Annotated in this window: 16 protein-coding genes and 1 tRNA gene; 10 read left to right on the top strand and 7 right to left on the bottom strand. The window is 64.8% G+C overall.

The window, feature by feature from the left end; all coding sequences use genetic code 11:
* Positions 1–10 precede the first annotated feature (10 nt).
* The 4 genes from CP556_RS07030 to sufU all read left to right on the top strand — a co-directional run bounded on the left by CP556_RS07030 (position 11) and on the right by sufU (position 3,687).
* Positions 11–871, top strand: coding sequence for a sensor domain-containing protein (locus CP556_RS07030; RefSeq protein WP_098724963.1), 861 nt, complete (start codon positions 11–13; stop codon positions 869–871).
* Between the two features lie 366 nt (positions 872–1,237).
* The gene (locus CP556_RS07025) at positions 1,238–2,485 is read left to right on the top strand and encodes an aminotransferase class V-fold PLP-dependent enzyme (protein WP_098724962.1); all 1,248 of its coding nucleotides are present in this window, start codon (positions 1,238–1,240) and stop codon (positions 2,483–2,485) included.
* A gap of 117 nt (positions 2,486–2,602) precedes the next feature.
* Positions 2,603–3,052 (top strand): response regulator, encoded by a 450-nt coding sequence (locus CP556_RS07020; RefSeq protein WP_098724961.1) that lies wholly within the window; start codon positions 2,603–2,605, stop codon positions 3,050–3,052.
* A 215-nt stretch (positions 3,053–3,267) separates the two neighbouring features.
* Positions 3,268–3,687, top strand: coding sequence for a Fe-S cluster assembly sulfur transfer protein SufU (sufU, locus tag CP556_RS07015; protein WP_098724960.1), 420 nt, complete (start codon positions 3,268–3,270; stop codon positions 3,685–3,687).
* Positions 3,688–3,904: 217 nt separating this feature from the next.
* Here sufU and radA read toward each other — a convergent pair whose 3' ends face one another.
* The 4 genes from radA to htpX all read right to left on the bottom strand — a co-directional run bounded on the left by radA (position 3,905) and on the right by htpX (position 8,531).
* Positions 3,905–4,936, bottom strand: a complete 1,032-nt coding sequence (gene radA, locus CP556_RS07010; protein ID WP_098724959.1) for a DNA repair and recombination protein RadA — start codon at positions 4,934–4,936, stop codon at positions 3,905–3,907.
* Between the two features lie 172 nt (positions 4,937–5,108).
* Positions 5,109–6,296 (bottom strand): outer membrane protein assembly factor BamB family protein, encoded by a 1,188-nt coding sequence (locus CP556_RS07005; RefSeq protein WP_098724958.1) that lies wholly within the window; start codon positions 6,294–6,296, stop codon positions 5,109–5,111.
* 714 nt (positions 6,297–7,010) lie between these two features.
* On the bottom strand, positions 7,011–7,616 hold the full coding sequence (gene pspAB, locus CP556_RS07000; RefSeq protein WP_098724957.1) for a PspA-associated protein PspAB: 606 nt from the start codon (positions 7,614–7,616) through the stop codon (positions 7,011–7,013).
* A 24-nt stretch (positions 7,617–7,640) separates the two neighbouring features.
* Entirely contained in the window at positions 7,641–8,531 is an 891-nt protein-coding gene (htpX, locus tag CP556_RS06995) for a zinc metalloprotease HtpX (RefSeq protein ID WP_098724956.1), read from the bottom strand.
* Positions 8,532–8,927: 396 nt separating this feature from the next.
* Here htpX and CP556_RS06990 point away from each other — a divergent pair, with 396 nt between their 5' ends.
* From CP556_RS06990 to CP556_RS26585, 3 genes are read left to right on the top strand one after another with little or no spacing between them, the layout of a single operon-like run.
* Positions 8,928–10,052, top strand: a complete 1,125-nt coding sequence (locus CP556_RS06990; RefSeq protein ID WP_098724955.1) for a 60S ribosomal export protein NMD3 — start codon at positions 8,928–8,930, stop codon at positions 10,050–10,052.
* Positions 10,045–11,220: a class I SAM-dependent methyltransferase gene (locus CP556_RS06985; protein WP_098724954.1), complete on the top strand. Its 1,176-nt coding sequence runs from the start codon at positions 10,045–10,047 to the stop codon at positions 11,218–11,220. Before CP556_RS06990 ends, CP556_RS06985 begins: the two co-directional genes overlap by 8 nt.
* 55 nt (positions 11,221–11,275) lie before the next feature.
* Entirely contained in the window at positions 11,276–11,398 is a 123-nt protein-coding gene (locus tag CP556_RS26585) for a hypothetical protein (RefSeq protein ID WP_255291420.1), read from the top strand.
* Between the two features lie 141 nt (positions 11,399–11,539).
* Here the strand turns inward: CP556_RS26585 and CP556_RS06980 are convergent, their stop codons facing one another.
* The gene (locus CP556_RS06980; protein ID WP_098724953.1) at positions 11,540–13,405 is read right to left on the bottom strand and encodes a helicase C-terminal domain-containing protein; all 1,866 of its coding nucleotides are present in this window, start codon (positions 13,403–13,405) and stop codon (positions 11,540–11,542) included.
* Positions 13,406–13,607: 202 nt separating this feature from the next.
* Between CP556_RS06980 and CP556_RS06975 the strand changes: the two genes are divergently transcribed.
* Positions 13,608–13,696: transfer RNA gene (locus CP556_RS06975), tRNA-Gly, on the top strand.
* 215 nt (positions 13,697–13,911) lie between these two features.
* On the opposite strand, the gene CP556_RS06970 is transcribed toward CP556_RS06975, so the two are convergent.
* Complete coding sequence (locus tag CP556_RS06970; protein WP_098724952.1) at positions 13,912–14,157, bottom strand: DUF7561 family protein; 246 nt, start codon at positions 14,155–14,157, stop codon at positions 13,912–13,914.
* Positions 14,158–14,293: 136 nt separating this feature from the next.
* On the opposite strand from CP556_RS06970, the gene CP556_RS06965 reads away from it, so the two are divergent.
* Positions 14,294–15,289, top strand: coding sequence for a YkgJ family cysteine cluster protein (locus CP556_RS06965; protein ID WP_098724951.1), 996 nt, complete (start codon positions 14,294–14,296; stop codon positions 15,287–15,289).
* A gap of 60 nt (positions 15,290–15,349) precedes the next feature.
* Here CP556_RS06965 and CP556_RS06960 read toward each other — a convergent pair whose 3' ends face one another.
* Positions 15,350–15,523: a DUF5786 family protein gene (locus tag CP556_RS06960; RefSeq protein ID WP_255291518.1), complete on the bottom strand. Its 174-nt coding sequence runs from the start codon at positions 15,521–15,523 to the stop codon at positions 15,350–15,352.
* Between the two features lie 180 nt (positions 15,524–15,703).
* Between CP556_RS06960 and CP556_RS06955 the strand changes: the two genes are divergently transcribed.
* Positions 15,704–16,711, top strand: a complete 1,008-nt coding sequence (locus tag CP556_RS06955) for a DUF5784 family protein (protein ID WP_098724949.1) — start codon at positions 15,704–15,706, stop codon at positions 16,709–16,711.
* The last annotated feature ends 49 nt before the right edge of the window (positions 16,712–16,760 follow it).

Here is a 16,760-nt window from a genome sequence, read left to right as displayed (position 1 = left end):
AGCCACACCCATGTCTTCCCCACGATCCACGGTCGGAACCGCACTCGAGCGTATTCGAACCTGGTGTCGCTGGTTCTTCGGCGTCGCCACTCGGAGGCAAACCTACGCCAACGTCGCGTATCTCTTCCTCGCGTTTCCCCTCGGTATCGGCTACTTCACGGTCCTCGTCACCGGCTTCGCGATACCGCTCGGGCTCTCGTTCGCGCTGGTCGATATCGCCAGAACGGAACCGGGTGCACTCCCCATCGTCGCGATCCCGTTGGTGCTCGTCATGGTGTGTATCGGACTTCCGAGCGCGCTCTGTGTCCTGTTCGCCTCGATCGAGTTGAGCGCGCTCGAGCGACTCCTCGCCGATCGATTGCTCGGTACGGAGATTTCGACGGCCGAACCCGCGACGACCGTCCGCGAGCGGGCACGACGGCTCGTCTTCGATCGCGGGACGTGGAAAGGGACCGGCTACCTGTTTAGCAAGTTCGTGCTCGGGACCGTCTCGTTCGTCCTCCTCACCCTCGGAATCACGTTCACGTACGCGCTGGTCGCCGCACCGCTTCATTACCGGAACGAGACGGTCGGCATCCACATCGGCGACCCGATCGAGTTCGTTCCGGAGTTCACGTACCAACACGACGGCTGGACTATCGATATCTCCCCGATCACGCTCTCGATCGCCGACGGCGAATTGCTCTCGCTGTACGTCGACTCGCTGGCGGCGGCGCTGGCCGTCTCGGCGGTCGGCGTCCTCGTCGGACTCGTCGTCTTGCACCTGCTTAACGCCGTCGCGTGGCTCTTCGCGCGATACACGGAACTCCTGTTACGGAACACACAGCCGTCGATCTTCAGCGAACCGCCGGGACGGGATAGGAGTCGCTGACACGATTGACACGCTGATCCCATCGCTATTCTCTCCTCCTCGACACCAACATGGTTTGGGGATACCGGTTTGCGGGAAGCACTCCAAACGACTATTGCGGCAGGGGCACCCACCAGGGTTCCCCCACCACTCCCCCCTGCCGTTCACCTCCTGGCCCCGTCTCCACCCCATCTCCCTCCCCTCCTTCCCACTCCACTTACCGTTCCGTCCCCCCATCCGATCGACACGTCACCACTGGATTTCGGACCCGAGCCAGCGCTCCGTCCGGTCCGAACAGGCAATACAGGCCGGTTCGAAGCGATACCGGAAATACCGGCCACGGCCGGACCGAAGGAGTGTTTTGTATGTAGTCCGTCCTAGTCACCAATGAGTCAACAGAACCTCGACGCGCTCGATTCCGAGGCGATCCGGGAGGAGTTCCCGATCCTCCAGCGGGAGTTCAACGGCGAGCAACTCGTCTATCTCGACAACGCGGGGACGACCCAGACGCCCGATCCGGTCGTCGACGCGATGAGCGACTACTATCGTGAATCCAACGCCAACGTCCACCGCGGGATCCACCACCTGAGTCAGGAGGCATCGACTCTCTACGAGGAGGCCCACGACCGCGTCGCCGACTTCATCGGCGCGAGCGGCGGCCGCGAGGAAGTGATCTTCACGAAGCACACGACCGAAGCCGAGAACCTGGTCGCCTACTCGTGGGGCCTGAACGAACTCGGCCCCGGCGACGAGATCGTGCTGACCGAGATGGAACACCACGCCTCGCTGGTCACGTGGCAACAGATCGGCAAGCGCACCGGTGCCGACGTCAAATACATCCGAATTACGGACGACGGCACTCTCGACATGGACCACGCCCGCGAGCTCATTACGGACGACACCGCGATGCTTTCGGCGGTCCACGTCTCGAACACGCTCGGCACCGTCAACCCCGTCTCCGAACTGGTCGATATCGCCCACGACCACGATGCGCTCGCCTTCATCGACGGCGCGCAGGCCGTCCCCAACCGCCCCGTCGACGTCGAGGCCATCGACGCCGACTTCTACGCCTTCTCCGGCCACAAGATGGCCGGCCCCACCGGTATCGGCGTCCTCTACGGCAAAAAAGAGCTCCTCGAGGCGATGGAACCCTACCTCTACGGCGGCGGCATGATCCGCAAGGTCACCTTCGATGACTCCACCTGGGACGACCTCCCCTGGAAGTTCGAACCCGGCACGCCGCCCATCGCCGAGGCCGTCGGCCTCGTCGCTGCGATCGACTGGCTCGAGGAACTCGGCATGGAGCGCATCGAGGCCCACGAGGAGGAGCTGGCCCGCTACGCCTATGAGCAACTCGCCGCGGAGCCGGGCGTAGAGATCTACGGCCCCGAACCCGGCCCGGAGCGCGGCGGCCTCGTCGGCTTCAACCTCGAGAGCGTCCACGCCCACGATCTGGCCTCGATCATGAACGACCACGCGGTCGCGATCCGCGCCGGCGACCACTGTACCCAGCCGCTGCACGACAAGTTGGGGGTCGCGGCGTCCGCTCGAGCCTCGTTCTACGTCTACAACACGAGGGACGAAGTCGACAAGTTGGTCGACGCCATTGACGACGCACGTCAGCTGTTCACGTAAGCGAACACTGACACTCGAGGAACTGTCGAGAACGGTTCTGAGACAACGGACAACAGAAGGGACTGTTCAGTACAGGCACCCTCGATTTTTTATCGGCGTACACGAAACGTGGTGTAAATGGCCACGGAAGCCGAGCAATCGAACGAGCCGATCGATATTCTGCTGGTCGAGCCGAACCCTGGCGATAGTCGTCTCTTCGAGGAAAACTTCAAAGACGCGAATCTCCTGAACACCGTCCATACCGTCTCCGACGGGCAGTCAGCGCTCGATTTCGTCCACCAGCGCGGCGAGTACTCGAGCGAACCGCAGCCGGATATCGTCCTGCTCGAGCCCCAGTTACCCGGAAAGAGCGGGGTCGATGTCCTCTCGGAGCTGAAAAACGAACCGCTGAACGATATCGCGGTCGTCGTGCTCACGAGTTCGGACGCCGGAGAGCAGATCGTCCAGTCCCACGGGCTCGAGGCGGACACGTACATACAGAAACCGGTCGAACCGGAGGACTTCGTCGAGTTCGTGCAATCGATCGAGGACTTTTGGTTCGCAATCGTCGAGAAGTCATCACAGTGACTCCACACCGACCCCGTCTCGACCGATCCGGCGATCGGTCGAGACGGGGTCGGAGCCACGAACGGTTCAGCGTCTGCGTCGTCGATTCGCGCGACCGGCTCGCGGTAGTTCTCGACACGACTTGAACGGGCGGCCGTACCCCCCGAGTCGAGGCGTGACCGGCCGTTTCGGCCCCGGAACCCTTTTACAGCGCACTGGCCTATCCGTATCCAACGATGGGACTGGGCTCCGATATGTACCGACAGCAGATCCTCGACCACTACAAGAACCCCCGTAACTACGGGCGGCTCGAGGATCCGACGTTCACCCACGTCGGCGAGAACCCAATGTGTGGCGACGAGATTCGCATGGACGTCACGCTCGAGGACGACGACGAGACGATCAAGCGGGTTGCCTTCTCCGGCGACGGCTGTGCGATCAGTCAGGCCTCCGCCAGCATGCTCTCGGGCGAACTCGCCGGAAAGAGTCTGGCGGAACTACACGAGATGGATCGCGACGACGTGATCGACATGCTCGGCGTCGACATCTCCCCGATGCGAGTCAAGTGCGCAGTGCTGGCCGAGAAGGTTGCACAGGACGGCGCAGAGATCCATCAGGGCGAACTCGATGTCGACAAGACGACGACCGAAGAGTAACGCTGCTTTTCAAGCGCCGTTCTCGGTGCGACACAGATTCGGTTCTACTGAGCGGTCACCGGACGGGTCACAGGAGTAGAGTCGATAGTCCCGGTCTCGAGCGAGTCATCGCCGCGAGAGACGTCGCTCTGTCCGTCGATCGGACGAATGTCTCGCTCAGACGACTGGCCGGTTGAAAAATCACGCGAACGACGAAAAGCTCGCTCTCTCTATCCGGTTATTCCGGCTTCAGGCCGCCGTCCTGCACGCGCATGACGGCCTCACCGTCGGCGAGGTTCGGCGCGTCGACCAGTCGGACGATCCGCTTGTCGCCCTTGGACTTGCGGAGGTAGATCCGGAAGGTAGACTTGTGGCCGAGGATGTTGCCACCGATGGGCTGGGTCGGGTCGCCGAAGAACGAGTCGGGATTCGACGCAACCTGGTTCGTGACGATGACGGCGCAATTGTAGAGGTTGCCGACCTTGTCGATGTCGTGAAGGTGCTTGTTGAGCTTCTGCTGGCGGTTCGCGAGTTCACCGCGGCCGACGTACTCCGCGCGGAAGTGAGCGGTCAGCGAGTCGATACAGAGCAGCCGGACGGGGTACTCCGAATCCTCGTGTTCGCTGGCGAGTTCCTTTGCCTTCTCGGCGAGCAGCATCTGGTGGTTGGAGTTGAACGCCTTCGCGACGTGAATCTTCTCGAGGACATCCTCGATGAGCGCGTCCATCGCTGCCTCGTCGTCGGCCGTCCCCTCGATCTCGCGGTCTTCGAGCGTCGCGTTGATGGCTTCGTCCGGCAGTCCGCGGACCATGTCGTCGATCCGCTCGGGACGGAACGTGTCCTCGCTGTCTACGAAGATCGCACAGCCGTGGAGGCCGCCGACCTCCTTCGGAAGCTGGACGTTGACGGCCATCTGGTGTGTGACCTGGGACTTGCCGGCACCGAACTCGCCGTAGACTTCGGTGATCGATTGAGTCTCGATCCCGCCGCCGAGCAGGTCGTCGACCTCGTCGTTGTGCCAGCTCAGTTTACCGATCTCGTTTCGTCGCTCGAGCACCGTCGAGCCGGTTTCGAAGCCGCCGATGTCGGCGGCGTCGCGGGCCGCACTGACGATGTCCGCGGCGGTGGACTCGCCGACGTCGGCCGAGTTCGAGAGCTCAGACGGCGCGGCGACGGCGAGGCTCTGATAGGAGTCGAACCCTGAATCGTGAAGTTTGTCCGCGGTTGCCGGTCCAACGCCGGGAAGTTCCTCGAGATCTGCTTCGGGCATACTCCCTCGTTGTGCCGGACCCATCATAAACCCTCGTTAACAGGAGAGTGGAAGTGAAAGTGAGGGAGGGCGACGAGGTGGTTCGACACGAAAGCGACGGATTTAGAAGAAAAGGCGCGCGCCGGCGGAGCCGAACGACGAACTGCGACCGCCAACGAACTGCGACCGCGGTTCAAAACCTGGGTTCGTCTGCGTCCCACTCGAGGCTGGAGAGTTGCCCGTCGTCACAGCCGACGTACAACCGGCCGGGAGCGACCGCAGGCGTGCCGGTGACGGCGTCGTCGAGCGCGACGTGCCAGCGGGGCTCGGAGTCGTCGACGTCGATCCCGTAGAGGGAGCCGCTGGCGTCGCCGACGCAGAGGATGTCCCCGACGACGACGGGGCACGAACGGACGGGGCCGTCGAGTTCGATTCCCTTCCGCGAGAACAGCCAGCCGCGCAGTTTGCGCCGGCCGACGGTCGTGTCGGTGACGTGGACGTAGCCGTCCGCGGCCCCGGCGAACGTCGTCTCCGCGTCCGCGAGCACGGTCGGGGAGGTGGTGAACCCGTCTCGGATCTCGTACGTGAACCACGACTGGCCGGTGGCGGCGTCCAGCGCGAGCATCGTCCCGGCGCCGTCGGCGACGTACACCCGACTCTCGGCGACCGTCGGTCCGGCCGCGACCGCCCCACCGATCGGCGTCGTCCAGACTTCGTCGCCCGTTTCGACTTCGAGCGCGAGCACCGTCCCGTCCGCGGTCGCGGCGAACACCCGCTCGTCCGTCCACGGCTGCTCCGGCTCTCGCATCCGTTCGTTCTCGAGCAGGGCCGGATCGTCCGGCTCCGAGAGCGGGTTCTGCGGTGATCGCCGCTGATCCACGTCCCGCCCGTCGGCAATCGCTGGATAGCCGACCGCGGCCGACTCGGTCTCGTGGGTCCACAGGTCCGTCCCAGTCTCGACCTCGAGTGCGGTCATTCCAGTTTCGTGGCCGGCGTAGAGCCGACCGTCGGAGAGCGCGAGCGCGGTCTCGAGCGGGCTCGGTAACTCGGACCGCCACTCTTCCTCGCCAGTGGCGGGATCGAGCGCGGCGATGGCCCTGTCGGCCGTTCCCACGAAGAGTCGATCGCGGGTGACGACCGGTGTCGCGTCGGTCGCTGCCGCCGTCTCGAACACCCAGCGACGGCGACCCGTCGCCCGCTCGAGCGCATAGCAGTTCCCGCCGGTCGTTCCGACGTAGACGGTGTCGCGATCGAGCACCGGCGAGCCCGGCGACCCGGTGAGATCGGCCGTCCACGCCTCCGCGGGGTAAGACGGCCCCTCGAGGTCGCGCCGGAGCCCCGAGTTGTGCGGATCCCCCTTGTACTGGTTCCAGTCGGTCACTGCATGCGGATACCGACCGAACCGCTATAACAGTGGGTGGATGCACTGGCGTTGTCCGGGAGGACGCGAGATCAGTAGAGCCCAAGGACTTACCGCGACGAGCATCTGCGAACGAAGTGAGTAGTTTGCTACGAGAGAGCGAGGCTCTCTCGTCACTGAGCCGAGCTTCGCTCGGCGAGGTCCAAAAGAGCGCTTTGCGCTCTTTTGAAGATCACGAAAGCGCTCAGCGCGCTTTCGAACGACACCGCCGAAGCGGGCGAAGCCCGCGAAGGCGGCCTTTTTAGCGTAGATTTTTGCGAGTGGTTCGAGTGAGCGAAGCGAACGAGATCGTTCAAAATGGCTCCGCCGTTTTGTGATGCGAGAAATATCCGATTTCTCAGCAACCCGCAGCAAAAGGTACGTATACAACTGGATTGGACGGCCGTTTTACAGCACGTTCAAGTAACGAAACTAACGGTGATTCTAGTACCGAGCCGACGGCTCGTCGGTGAGAGAGGGGAGCGACAGGAAGAGAAAGCAACTGGTGTATGGCGCAGTTGTGATGATGTGGCTTCCTGTCGCGTACTTCTGTCTACCCGGGGAACTGCAATACCGGTGACTCCTACACAGTTTGGAAGTTCGTCGAACGGAGCGACGAAAACCAAATTACGAAGCGACAGTAAAACGGACGACACCGCCAGAACGGCGGTACAGGTCGTCATGGGTCCGCTCCGCTCATTCCCAGGGATGCGTTCCGCCTTCGCTGGGCCAGAGCGGATACCAGTAGTCCTTCTCGCGCTCGATCTCGAGTTCCCCGTCTAACGCCGACTCGAGGGTGAACTCCGCGCTCGAGTCGCGCTCTCGACCGTCGCGCGGGACGAAGGGATAGAAGCGCCCGCGACGGAAGGAGTAGATCCAGTAGGCGGTTCCGTCGCGGTCTTCGTACGCAAACACCGCCGCCAACAGCCGCGAACCGTAGCCGTGCTCGATAAACGTGTCCGCGGCGAAGTGCATGCTCGTGATGAGATCCTCCGGATCGTCGTCCGCGAGGACCACCCAGTGATAGCCGTGATCGTCGCTGGTAACCGAGAACTTGGTGCCGGTCTCCTCCTGCCCGGCCTCGAGGATCGCTTCGACCTCGTCGACGGCGTCCCGGAAGTCGCTCGAGTCGACGTCAGAGAAACAGAGCGCGCCGACGTCCAGCGACTCGTAGCCCAGGTCGGCTTGCATCGTGAGGTAGGCGGTGCTCATGCCGAAGAGGTCGTCGGGGTCGGCGTCGCGTCCGGCGTCGGCCTCGGCGCGCGAGCCGAGGATGGCGCGGAGTCCGTCCAGCAGTCCCATGTGTGGAGTGACGGGGCCGGTTCCTTAGAACGATTGCATTTCGCGCTCGAGGTCCCGAAGCTGTTCGACGCGGCGCTCGGTCGGCGGGTGCGTCGAGAAGAGCCGGCCGACGATGCCGGACTTGATCGGGATGATGAAGAAGGCGTTCATCTCGGCCTCCTCGCGCATGTCGTCTTTCGGGACCTTGTCCATCTCGCCGGAGATCTTCAGGAGCGCCGAGGCGAGCGCCGACGGATTCCCGGTGATGGCGGCCGCGCCGCGGTCGGCGGCGTACTCGCGGTAGCGCGAGAGCGCCCGAATGAGCAGGTAGCTGATGATCCAGACGACCAGCGAGACGAGGATGGCGACGACGATGCCGCCGCCGCCCTCCCGGCCGCCGCCGCGACCGTGGCCGCCGCCGAAAAAGGCCCCCCAGCGGACGATCATGAACGCGATGGTCGAGAGGAAGGAGGCGATGGTCATCACCATCATGTCGCGGTTCTTGACGTGGGCGAGTTCGTGCGCGAGGACGCCGTCGAGTTCGTCCTGCTCGAGCGTGTCCATGATCCCGGTCGTCACGCAGACTGCAGCGTTTTTCTGGTTGCGCCCGGTCGCGAAGGCGTTCGGGACCTTCGAGTCGACGACCGCCACCTTCGGTTTCGGGAGGTCAGCCTGCTGGGAGAGCCGTTCGATCGAGGCGTGGAGCTGCGGATACTCGTCGGCCGAGACCGTCTTCGCGCCCATGCTCTTGAGCGTGAGCGTGTCGCTGAAGTAGTACTGGACGAGCGAAAAGCTCGCGAACAGCAACGCGAACACCCACAGCCCACCACCGATATAGAGGGCGAGCGCGCCGGCGAATACGATGTACAATGCGAACAGCAGGAACATCGTCACGAACATCCGCGCGCGCAACCCCCAGTCCGCCTGCCAGTTCATACCCTGAATGAGGGGCTCCGGCGAGATAAGTGCCTTGACAAGAGGCTCGAGAACGAACGCGATAGTACTACCGCAGCCGACACCGGGTCTGTCAAACCGAGAGGATACGTTTCGCGTTCGCTGACCGATCAGCGACCGTCGGATCGACCCGTCCAACCCCTTCGTTTCGGCTGGAGACCGCGTGACGCGGTGACGTCTGACAACAGGGAGCTGAGAGGATGTCTGACGTGCGTCTGACGGATTCGGTCCGCCACCCTTCGTTTCGAGTCGAACGACACGAACGCCGGGGAACGAAACCGGTCGGAGACCGCGAGCGAACCGTGTGGATCTCCTCGAGCGACCGCGGCGAAATATCGGAACGCGTCCCTTAACTCCGTGAGCACCCAAACGGGGCCAATGAGTGAGTCGCGTGCGTTCTGTCCCCGGTGCGGGGACGCGGTGCCCGAGCGGTCGGCGAGCGACGCGAATAGCCCGTTGCGGCCCGGCGCGGAGGTCGAACTCTGCGATTCGTGTTACTTCGAGGACTTCGACTTCGTGGACGCGCCGAACCGGATCGACGTTCGCGTCTGCGCCCGCTGCGGTGCGGTCTACCGGGGGAACCGATGGGTCGACGTCGGCGCGGACGACTACACCGACATCGCCATCGAGGAGGTCAGCGAAGCGCTGGGCGTCCACGTCGACGTCGAGGACGTCGCCTGGCAGATCGACCCCGAACAGGTCGATCAGAACACGATCCGGATGCACTGTTACTTCACGGGCGTGGTGCGCGGAACGCCGGTGGACGAACAGGTGACCGTCCCGGTCAAAATCGCCCGCCAGACCTGTACCCGCTGCGGGCGGATCGCCGGCGACTACTACGCCAGCATCGTCCAGATCCGCGCCGAGGACCGCACCCCGACGACCGAGGAGATCGAACGGGCGAAGGAGATCGCGAACGCGATCGTCGCCGACATGGAGGCGACGGGCGACCGCAACGCCTTCGTCACGGAGACGAGCGAGACCGACGACGGGCTGAACATCAGGGTTTCGACCAACAAGATCGGCAAGAAAATCTCGAACAAGATGATCGAGGAGTTCGGCGGCACCGTCAACGACGCCGAAACCCTCGTCACGGAGGACGAGGACGGCAACGAGGTCTATCGGGTCACCTTCGCCGTCCGCCTGCCGCCGTACACGCCCGGCGATGTCATCGACCTCGCCGAGGACGACGGCGGTCCTGTGCTCGTCCGCAGCGCCCGCGGCAACCTCAAGGGCGTCCGTGTGACGACCGGTGAGCGCTACGAGGCGAGCTACGAGGAGGGGAACTCGCCCAACGCGCGCAGGCTCGGTTCGCTCGAGGACGCGGACGAAGCGACGGTCGTCACCGTCGAGGACGACAACGCCGTGCAGGTGCTCGATCCCGAGACCTTCCGGGCCACGACCGTCGCGCGACCGGACTACTTCGACGCCGAGGCCGAGACCGTCCCCGTACTGAAGAGTCGGGCGGGATTGCACATTCTGCCAGACGAGAGCGATGACTGAGGACGCAGACGACCGCGCCATCGACGAGAATCCCCACGACCTCGAGCCCGCGGCCGACGACGTCCTCGAGCGAGCGGAGGCGGACGCGCCACTGGCTGTGATCGTCGAGAAGCCCCGCGCGGAGACGACCATCGAGTCGCTACGTGCCGAGGGAGTCTACGACAACTCGAGGCGCGTCCGCGAGGACGGGCCGGAGCGGGTCTCACTCCCCATCACGGAGCCGCCGACCGAAACGCAGGTGCTCGAGGTCGTCAAACAACTCGAGCCCGAGCCGCGAAATACCGACCTCGAGGACCTGCTGGCCGACCGAGGATGGAGCGACGCCGACCTCGAGTCCGTCCCGGGCTCGTGGGCGGTGATCGGCTCAGTAATCCTCGTGACAGTTCCAGAGGATTGCCCCGACGAGGAAGCGCTGGCTGAGGCCCTGCTCGAGTTACACGGCGAGGCCGACAGCGTGCTGGCCGATGAGGGGATCGAAAACGACGGAACGGCCGGCACCTACCGCGAGCCCCGAATCAGACTGATCGCGGGCGACGACGATACAGAGACGATCCACGCCGAACACGGAACCCGATACGGACTCGATCCGGCAAAAGTTATGTTCTCGCCCGGAAACCAGACCGAGCGCGCCCGCATGGGCGAACTCGGGAGCGAGGACGAGCACGTCTTCGACATGTTTGCCGGCATCGGCTACTTCACGCTGCCGCTGGCCCGCGGTGGCTCGCGGGTGACTGCCACCGAGATCAACCCGACCGCCTTTCGCTACCTGCTCGAGAACGCCGTGCTCAACGACGTCGGCGACCGGGTCGACGCCTATATGACCGACTGTCGCGACCTCGCGAGCGAAATCGATGCCGATCGCGTCATCATGGGCTACTACGGGAGTTCGGACAGCTCGGACGGTGACGGAAACGGCGAGATGGACCACGGAACGAGAACCGACGAGGCTCACGACTTCCTCCCCGACGCCCTCGAGGCGCTCGTCCCCGGCGGCGTCGTCCACTATCACGAGGCGACCCCAGAGTCGCGGCTCTGGGACCGCCCGCTCGAGCGCCTCGCGGCGGCCGCCGACGAGGCCGGACGCGAGCTTGCGGTGCTCGAGAAACGGCGGGTGAAAAGTCACAGTGCGGGCGTCGACCACGTCGTCGTCGACGCGCGGTTCGAGTAGCGTCTCGGACGACTCGCGTTGCAACGCGATCCGCGTCGGCCCGCCGACTTCGGTCGTGACATTGATAGTTGCGGGCCGTCTGACACCGACCATGAACAGGAATCAGATCATCGCGCTCGTCTTCGCGTTCCTCATGATGTCCTCGATGGTGGCGTGGGGCGCAACGGCCCTCTTTTAGTCGGTCGAACGGACGGAGAGACGCTCGAGGTGCTCGCACGGACACCGAACTATCGCCGGACCGATCATCAGAGCTTCGCCGCCCCGGTCACCAGAGCCACTGCTCGCGAGACAGTCGTTGCTACTTCCGCGTGACAGGGTCTTACTCGCCCGTGTCCCAGACATCGGCTAACGGACTCGAGCGGGACGATTTCCGCGACCGTCGCGACTGCGACGATTGCCGATCGGTCTCGTCACCACGCTGGGTATCCGTCGTTCCGCTTCGTCCCGTTCGCGAGGATCCGTCAGCGACAGTGGCTCCGCCACTCGACGCCGTCCCGCTGAGCGCCGCTTGCGGCTCGAACGTCGGGAGATCGGGGCGCGTCATGCGATCGACCTGCGCTTCGAACCACTCCGGCATGTCCGCCCGGGCGCGCTCGAAGCAGTCGACCAGACTCGAGTCCGCCAGATACGTCGCCCCGTAATCGTCGGGCGCGCGAACGACCCGACCGCAGGCCTGAATGACGGTCCGGAGCGTCGTCCGGTAATACCATGCCCACTGCCCTTCCTCGAGGCGGTGGGCCACCCGCGAGTCGCCGGTGTTGAGAAACGGCGCTTTGCAGAGGACCTGCCAGCGACAGAGGTCGCCCTTGAGATCCAGCGCCTCCTCCATCTTCACCGAGAGGAAGACGTCGGGCTCGTCGCTGGCCTTCCAGGCCTCGAGTTCGGCGTCGCGGCCGTCGCGATCGTGGGTCCGGATCCGGTCGCTGACGCCGAAGTCGGCGAGGAGGTCGGCCAGCCGGTCCTGAATGTCGTAGGAGTGGGCGTGAACCAGCCCCTTCTCATCGGGATGGTGTTGCATCAGCCGGACGATCGTTCGGGCGATCTTCGGCGTCGTCTCGTCGCGCTCCTCGTAGGTCATCTTCCCCTGCGTGACGTCGTACAGCGGCCGGTTCTCGACGGGGAAGGTGTGGTCGACGTCGACCAGCGCGACATCGTCGGGATCGAGTCCGACCTGTCGGCAAAAGGCCGCCTTGTTGAGGATCGTCGCCGAGAGGAGGGCGAACTTGTTGCCCCGATCCCAGACGGTGTGCTGAAGGTACTTCTCGGGGTTCATCGGCTTGATCGTCAGCGGGCCGCCCTGCGGTTCGTCGCCATCGGCATCGCTGCCGTCGGAGCCGGCGTCACGACCGCGCGACTCGGACTGATCGACCAGCCACGTCGTCGGGCTCTGTGGGTCCCGGAAATCCGAAACGAACCACTCGAGTTCGCCGATGAGTTCCTGGAGTCGGTCGCGTTCGCGTACCTCGGCGGGGGAGAGCGGGTCCTGCTCGAGCAGGTCGTCCTTGCGGCGCGTACAGGTCTGTGCGAGGCTCTCGGCGTAGCGGACGGCTCGCTCGATGGAGTCCGTCTCGGGGACGCGCAGCTCGTCCCAGAACGGGACGGTCCGCGGCCCGAGTTGAATGGTCGCGTACATCTCGGCCCACTCGGCGAGGCCGTGGGCCTCGTCGACGACCACGACGTCGCGTTTGCGGAAGACCTCGCTGCCGGCGGTCTGCATGAAGTAGGCGAGCGTCATCGCCGCGATTTCCCGGTTCGATGCGATCGCGCGGTCGGAGAAGTACGGACACCGATGTTTGACGGAACAGTCGTAGCTGCGCTCGCGAACGCAGGGGGCCTGATTGACCGGCGTGTTTCGCTCGTTCGGCAGGATGCAGGAGTAGTTGGATTTCCCCCGGATGACGTTGAGATCGGCCAGCAGGTCGTCGGCCGCCACGTCGTCGAGCTGGGAGACCTGCGGGGTCGTGTAGTACGCACCGGTCGCGTCGCTGGGGTCGCCCTCGTCCGCGCGCTGTGCACAGCCGGCGATCGCGCGGGCGAGCAGGGACTTGCCGCTACCCGTCGGCGCGCGAACGAGCACGACATCGTTGCCGGCCGCGAAGGCGTCGCGAACGTCGCGGAGGGCCTGCTGTTGGGTCCCGCGGTAACTCGGCGCGGGGAACTCCTCGAAGATCCGCTCGGTATTCACCGTTCGACTCACGGCGCGGCCGCGTCCTAAAGGCTGCGGACCGTCGCTCCCGATGCGAATCTGCCGACACGTATGCGATCACGAGCGTCACCGAAATCGACCGCTATCGGTCAGTATCGATGCCCTACGAGAGTCCCCAGCGGGACGACGGCTCGGTAGCCGGTCGATTACAAATACGATATCAGCCGTCGGTCGGAGACGCGGAAGGGTCGCTCAGCGGTAGAGCACCGCGGTGCCACCTGGTTCCGCGGCGGCATCTTGCCCCGTGGCGTTCGAATCCCACCCCTTCCGCTCGCGGTTGCGGTCGCGCCGTGGTCGTCGCTCGTGCTCACGCGTTCCACGGCCGGTGCCGTCACCGTTCCTGTCACATCGCCTCCACTCGAAACCCCCATTTTTCGCGCTCGTCCCGACCCGAACTGGAGTGCCGGGAGGACGTCACGTCCGCAGCGATAGTGCACAGCCTCAGCGATAGCGCTACGGCCTCGGCGATAGCGCCACGGTCTCGGTTATAGCGATCCGATCCGCGAGGTCTCGTCGTCGACCCGCTCGAGTCGCTCGACGTCTTCGGTCGTCGGATAGTCGGGTATCGCTTCGAGACACGGATAACAGAGCAGATGTGACGAGCCGTCCTCGAGCTCGAGCGTGATCCCGGTTCCGACGGTACCGGCGTCGGTGCCAAAGGACCAGAGGTTGGCGATCCCGCCGGAGACCGTGACTGTCCGGCCGCAGCCGTCACAGGAAGTCTTCGACATACGCGCCAGTGGGTGCCGAACGATGAAAGTCGTTCTCCCGGGCATCGGTTACTCGATGCAAGGTGGCCGTGTGGCAAATGTTCGGACGGCGAAAGTCCGCACAGCGGTTATAGGCCACAGCGTCGTACCGCCGGCTATGGAGGTGAACTGCAAGGGCTGTGCCGGTTGCTGCATGGACTGGCGATCGCTGTTCGAGGACGAAACGGGATCGACCGCCGCTCGAGACGATGAAGACGAGACCGAGAACGGCTCCAGACGGAGACACCGGCGACGGCTCGATCCGTTCGGCGGCGAGGACGCGGAGCCATCGCCCCGGGAGCCCCTCGACGACGACCCCACCTTCGTTCCGCTGACCCGCGACGGGGTTCGTGCGTTCCTCAAGGCGGGGATGGCCGACGCCCTGACGCCGCGGTTCTGGCACGCTCGAGACGAAACCGAGGGCGTCGAGATCGACGAGGTGAGCGTCGCCGCCATCGCGGGCCGACCGGTCTTCTTCGTGGGCCTCCGGAAGCCGCCGAAGCCGGTGGCACCGTTCGGCCGCGAGGAGCCGACGTGGCTGCCGACCTGCGTCTTCCTCGATCCGACGACGCTGCAGTGTCGGATCCACGAGAGCGAGCTGTATCCCGACGAGTGCGGCGCGTACCCCGAATACAATCTCGCACTCGCACGGGAGACCGAATGCGAACGCGTCGAGTCCGCGTTCGGCAGCGACCGGCTGCTCGAGGCCGATCACGACGATCCCGACGGCATGCTCCTGGGCCCGCAGGCGATCGGGGCAAAGCTCTTCTGTCATCCGCGACCGGCCAACCTCGAGGGAGTCGTCGACCGAGCGGCGGCCGGCGGGCTCACGCGGCGAGATCGCGCCGAGGCGATCGCGGTCGCCGCGGCCTCGAGTCCGGGGACGCTCGCGATCTCGGATCACCACTACGATCGGGCGAAAGCGCGGCTGCTCGGGGGCGAAGATGCCGAATCGGAATCCGAAAACGACGTGTCGTGGGCCGGGCCAGCGATCCGCGAGTGGTACCAGCGCCGCCGGGAGGCCGGTGGTGCGGTGCCGTCACCGGCCGTCGCCGACGACATCGAAACCGATCGCGGCGCGCCCGAAACGCCGGGCTGGGACGCCCTCGAGTGAGTACTACTGCCATGATTGAGCGGCTCTTCGACGGAAGGAGGAACGGCCGACTCGACTACGCTATTCCGACTTGATCTGTTCGAACGTGTCTAGCAACGCTTCAGCGGAGTCTCCGGAGTCGTACTCGACTTTGCCGTGATAGATCGTCCGCTCGTCGTCGAAATCGGTATCGACCTTCGAGGCCTGTTGTTCGCGACGCTCGTGCTCGTCCTCGTCATAGGCACCCATTGACATGGTAAGTGTAAACATGGTAGGAGTGGTGCGACTATTAATGTAACGGTCGATCACACCCCATTGGGGAGCGACGACGAATACGCGGGGCGGCGAGGACGGCTGCCCAGCCGTCGAGGTCGGTGAGGGATGGTGACGGCAGACAACGAACAGTATATGCGTCGCCGTAGCTTACGGTGACCCGTGGCACGGCCGCTTCGCTTCCGTTACTCGCCCCAGTCCTGGAGCGACGGGCGAGTACAACACGAGATTCTCCAGCCGCTGCAGTCGAACATCGGCGCACAGTCCGTCACGCCGTGGTTCAAGATCGGCGGCGACTGGCAGACACACCGCTTCGAGATGCAAAACGGGGACATCGCCCTCTTCGCGCGCACCGACAGCGACGCCTACTGGATGGGCAACACGGAAACGCCATCCGCGCTGTGGAAGACCGACAAGTTCGGCTGGCGGGAGGTCCCCCATCGCGTCTCGCGGTGGGCCCAGCGCGAACTGACCGCGACGCTCCACGAGGAGGACCCCTGGCTCGCCGACTACCCGCATCTCTCGTGGTTTTTCCTACCGGTGTTCATGTCCAAAGACGGCCGCGACTCGACGCGCGCGTTCTTCCGGGAGCACGCCGCCGGCTTCCCCGACGCAGGCCGCCGGGAGACGACCCGCTTTTTCGAGGAGTTCCTCGAGACCGGCGTCCTCGACGAGTACCGACACGTCATGTCGGGCAAACTCGGTACCAGCAACCACGTCGACCGCGTCCGAATGAGCGCCGCGATGGCGGAGTTCATCGCGGCGAAACTCCTCACCGACGCGGGCTATGACGTGGTACCGGAGATCGAGGTCACGACCGGTCACTCGCTCGACTTCCGGGCCGAGAGCGACGAGACTAACGTCCTCGTCGAAGTCACGCGACCCCAGCCGCCCCAGAACCGCGCGGCGGCCGGACCCGTGGCCGCCGTCCGCGACACTGCCGAGACCAAGACAAGCGGCCAACTGGCCGAACACGGCGGCGGCGCGACCCTCTTCGTCGACTGCTCGAGCTTTCGGGACGACGCCTGGTCCGCCGTCCGCGGCGAACAGCCCGACGTTCGCCATCGACCCGCAGTCGTCTACCGCGTCCGGCCGAACGGCCACGCCGAGGGCTACCGGAAGGGGTCGGTGCCCCTCGAGTTGGACGATGCGATCGAATTTCTGGACTAGCGCGGCCGACACGACGACGACGGCCGTCCCTGTTTTGCTCTCGATCAGT

The organism is Natrinema sp. CBA1119 (genome assembly GCF_002572525.1).
Taxonomy (GTDB): Archaea; Halobacteriota; Halobacteria; order Halobacteriales; family Natrialbaceae; genus Natrinema.
This window is presented reverse-complemented; position numbering and strand designations above follow the sequence as displayed.

Coding starts and splice junctions, on each gene's coding strand:
- CP556_RS07020 (WP_098724961.1), top strand. CDS start 2,603: ATGGCCACGGAAGCCGAGCAATCGAACGAGCCGATCGATATTCTGCTG.
- CP556_RS06985 (WP_098724954.1), top strand. CDS start 10,045: ATGACTGAGGACGCAGACGACCGCGCCATCGACGAGAATCCCCACGAC.
- CP556_RS07030 (WP_098724963.1), top strand. CDS start 11: ATGTCTTCCCCACGATCCACGGTCGGAACCGCACTCGAGCGTATTCGA.
- sufU (WP_098724960.1), top strand. CDS start 3,268: ATGGGACTGGGCTCCGATATGTACCGACAGCAGATCCTCGACCACTAC.
- CP556_RS06960 (WP_255291518.1), bottom strand. CDS start 15,523: ATGTCAATGGGTGCCTATGACGAGGACGAGCACGAGCGTCGCGAACAA.
- pspAB (WP_098724957.1), bottom strand. CDS start 7,616: ATGGGACTGCTGGACGGACTCCGCGCCATCCTCGGCTCGCGCGCCGAG.
- htpX (WP_098724956.1), bottom strand. CDS start 8,531: ATGAACTGGCAGGCGGACTGGGGGTTGCGCGCGCGGATGTTCGTGACG.
- CP556_RS07025 (WP_098724962.1), top strand. CDS start 1,238: ATGAGTCAACAGAACCTCGACGCGCTCGATTCCGAGGCGATCCGGGAG.
- CP556_RS06970 (WP_098724952.1), bottom strand. CDS start 14,157: ATGTCGAAGACTTCCTGTGACGGCTGCGGCCGGACAGTCACGGTCTCC.
- CP556_RS06965 (WP_098724951.1), top strand. CDS start 14,294: ATGGAGGTGAACTGCAAGGGCTGTGCCGGTTGCTGCATGGACTGGCGA.
- radA (WP_098724959.1), bottom strand. CDS start 4,936: ATGCCCGAAGCAGATCTCGAGGAACTTCCCGGCGTTGGACCGGCAACC.
- CP556_RS06990 (WP_098724955.1), top strand. CDS start 8,928: ATGAGTGAGTCGCGTGCGTTCTGTCCCCGGTGCGGGGACGCGGTGCCC.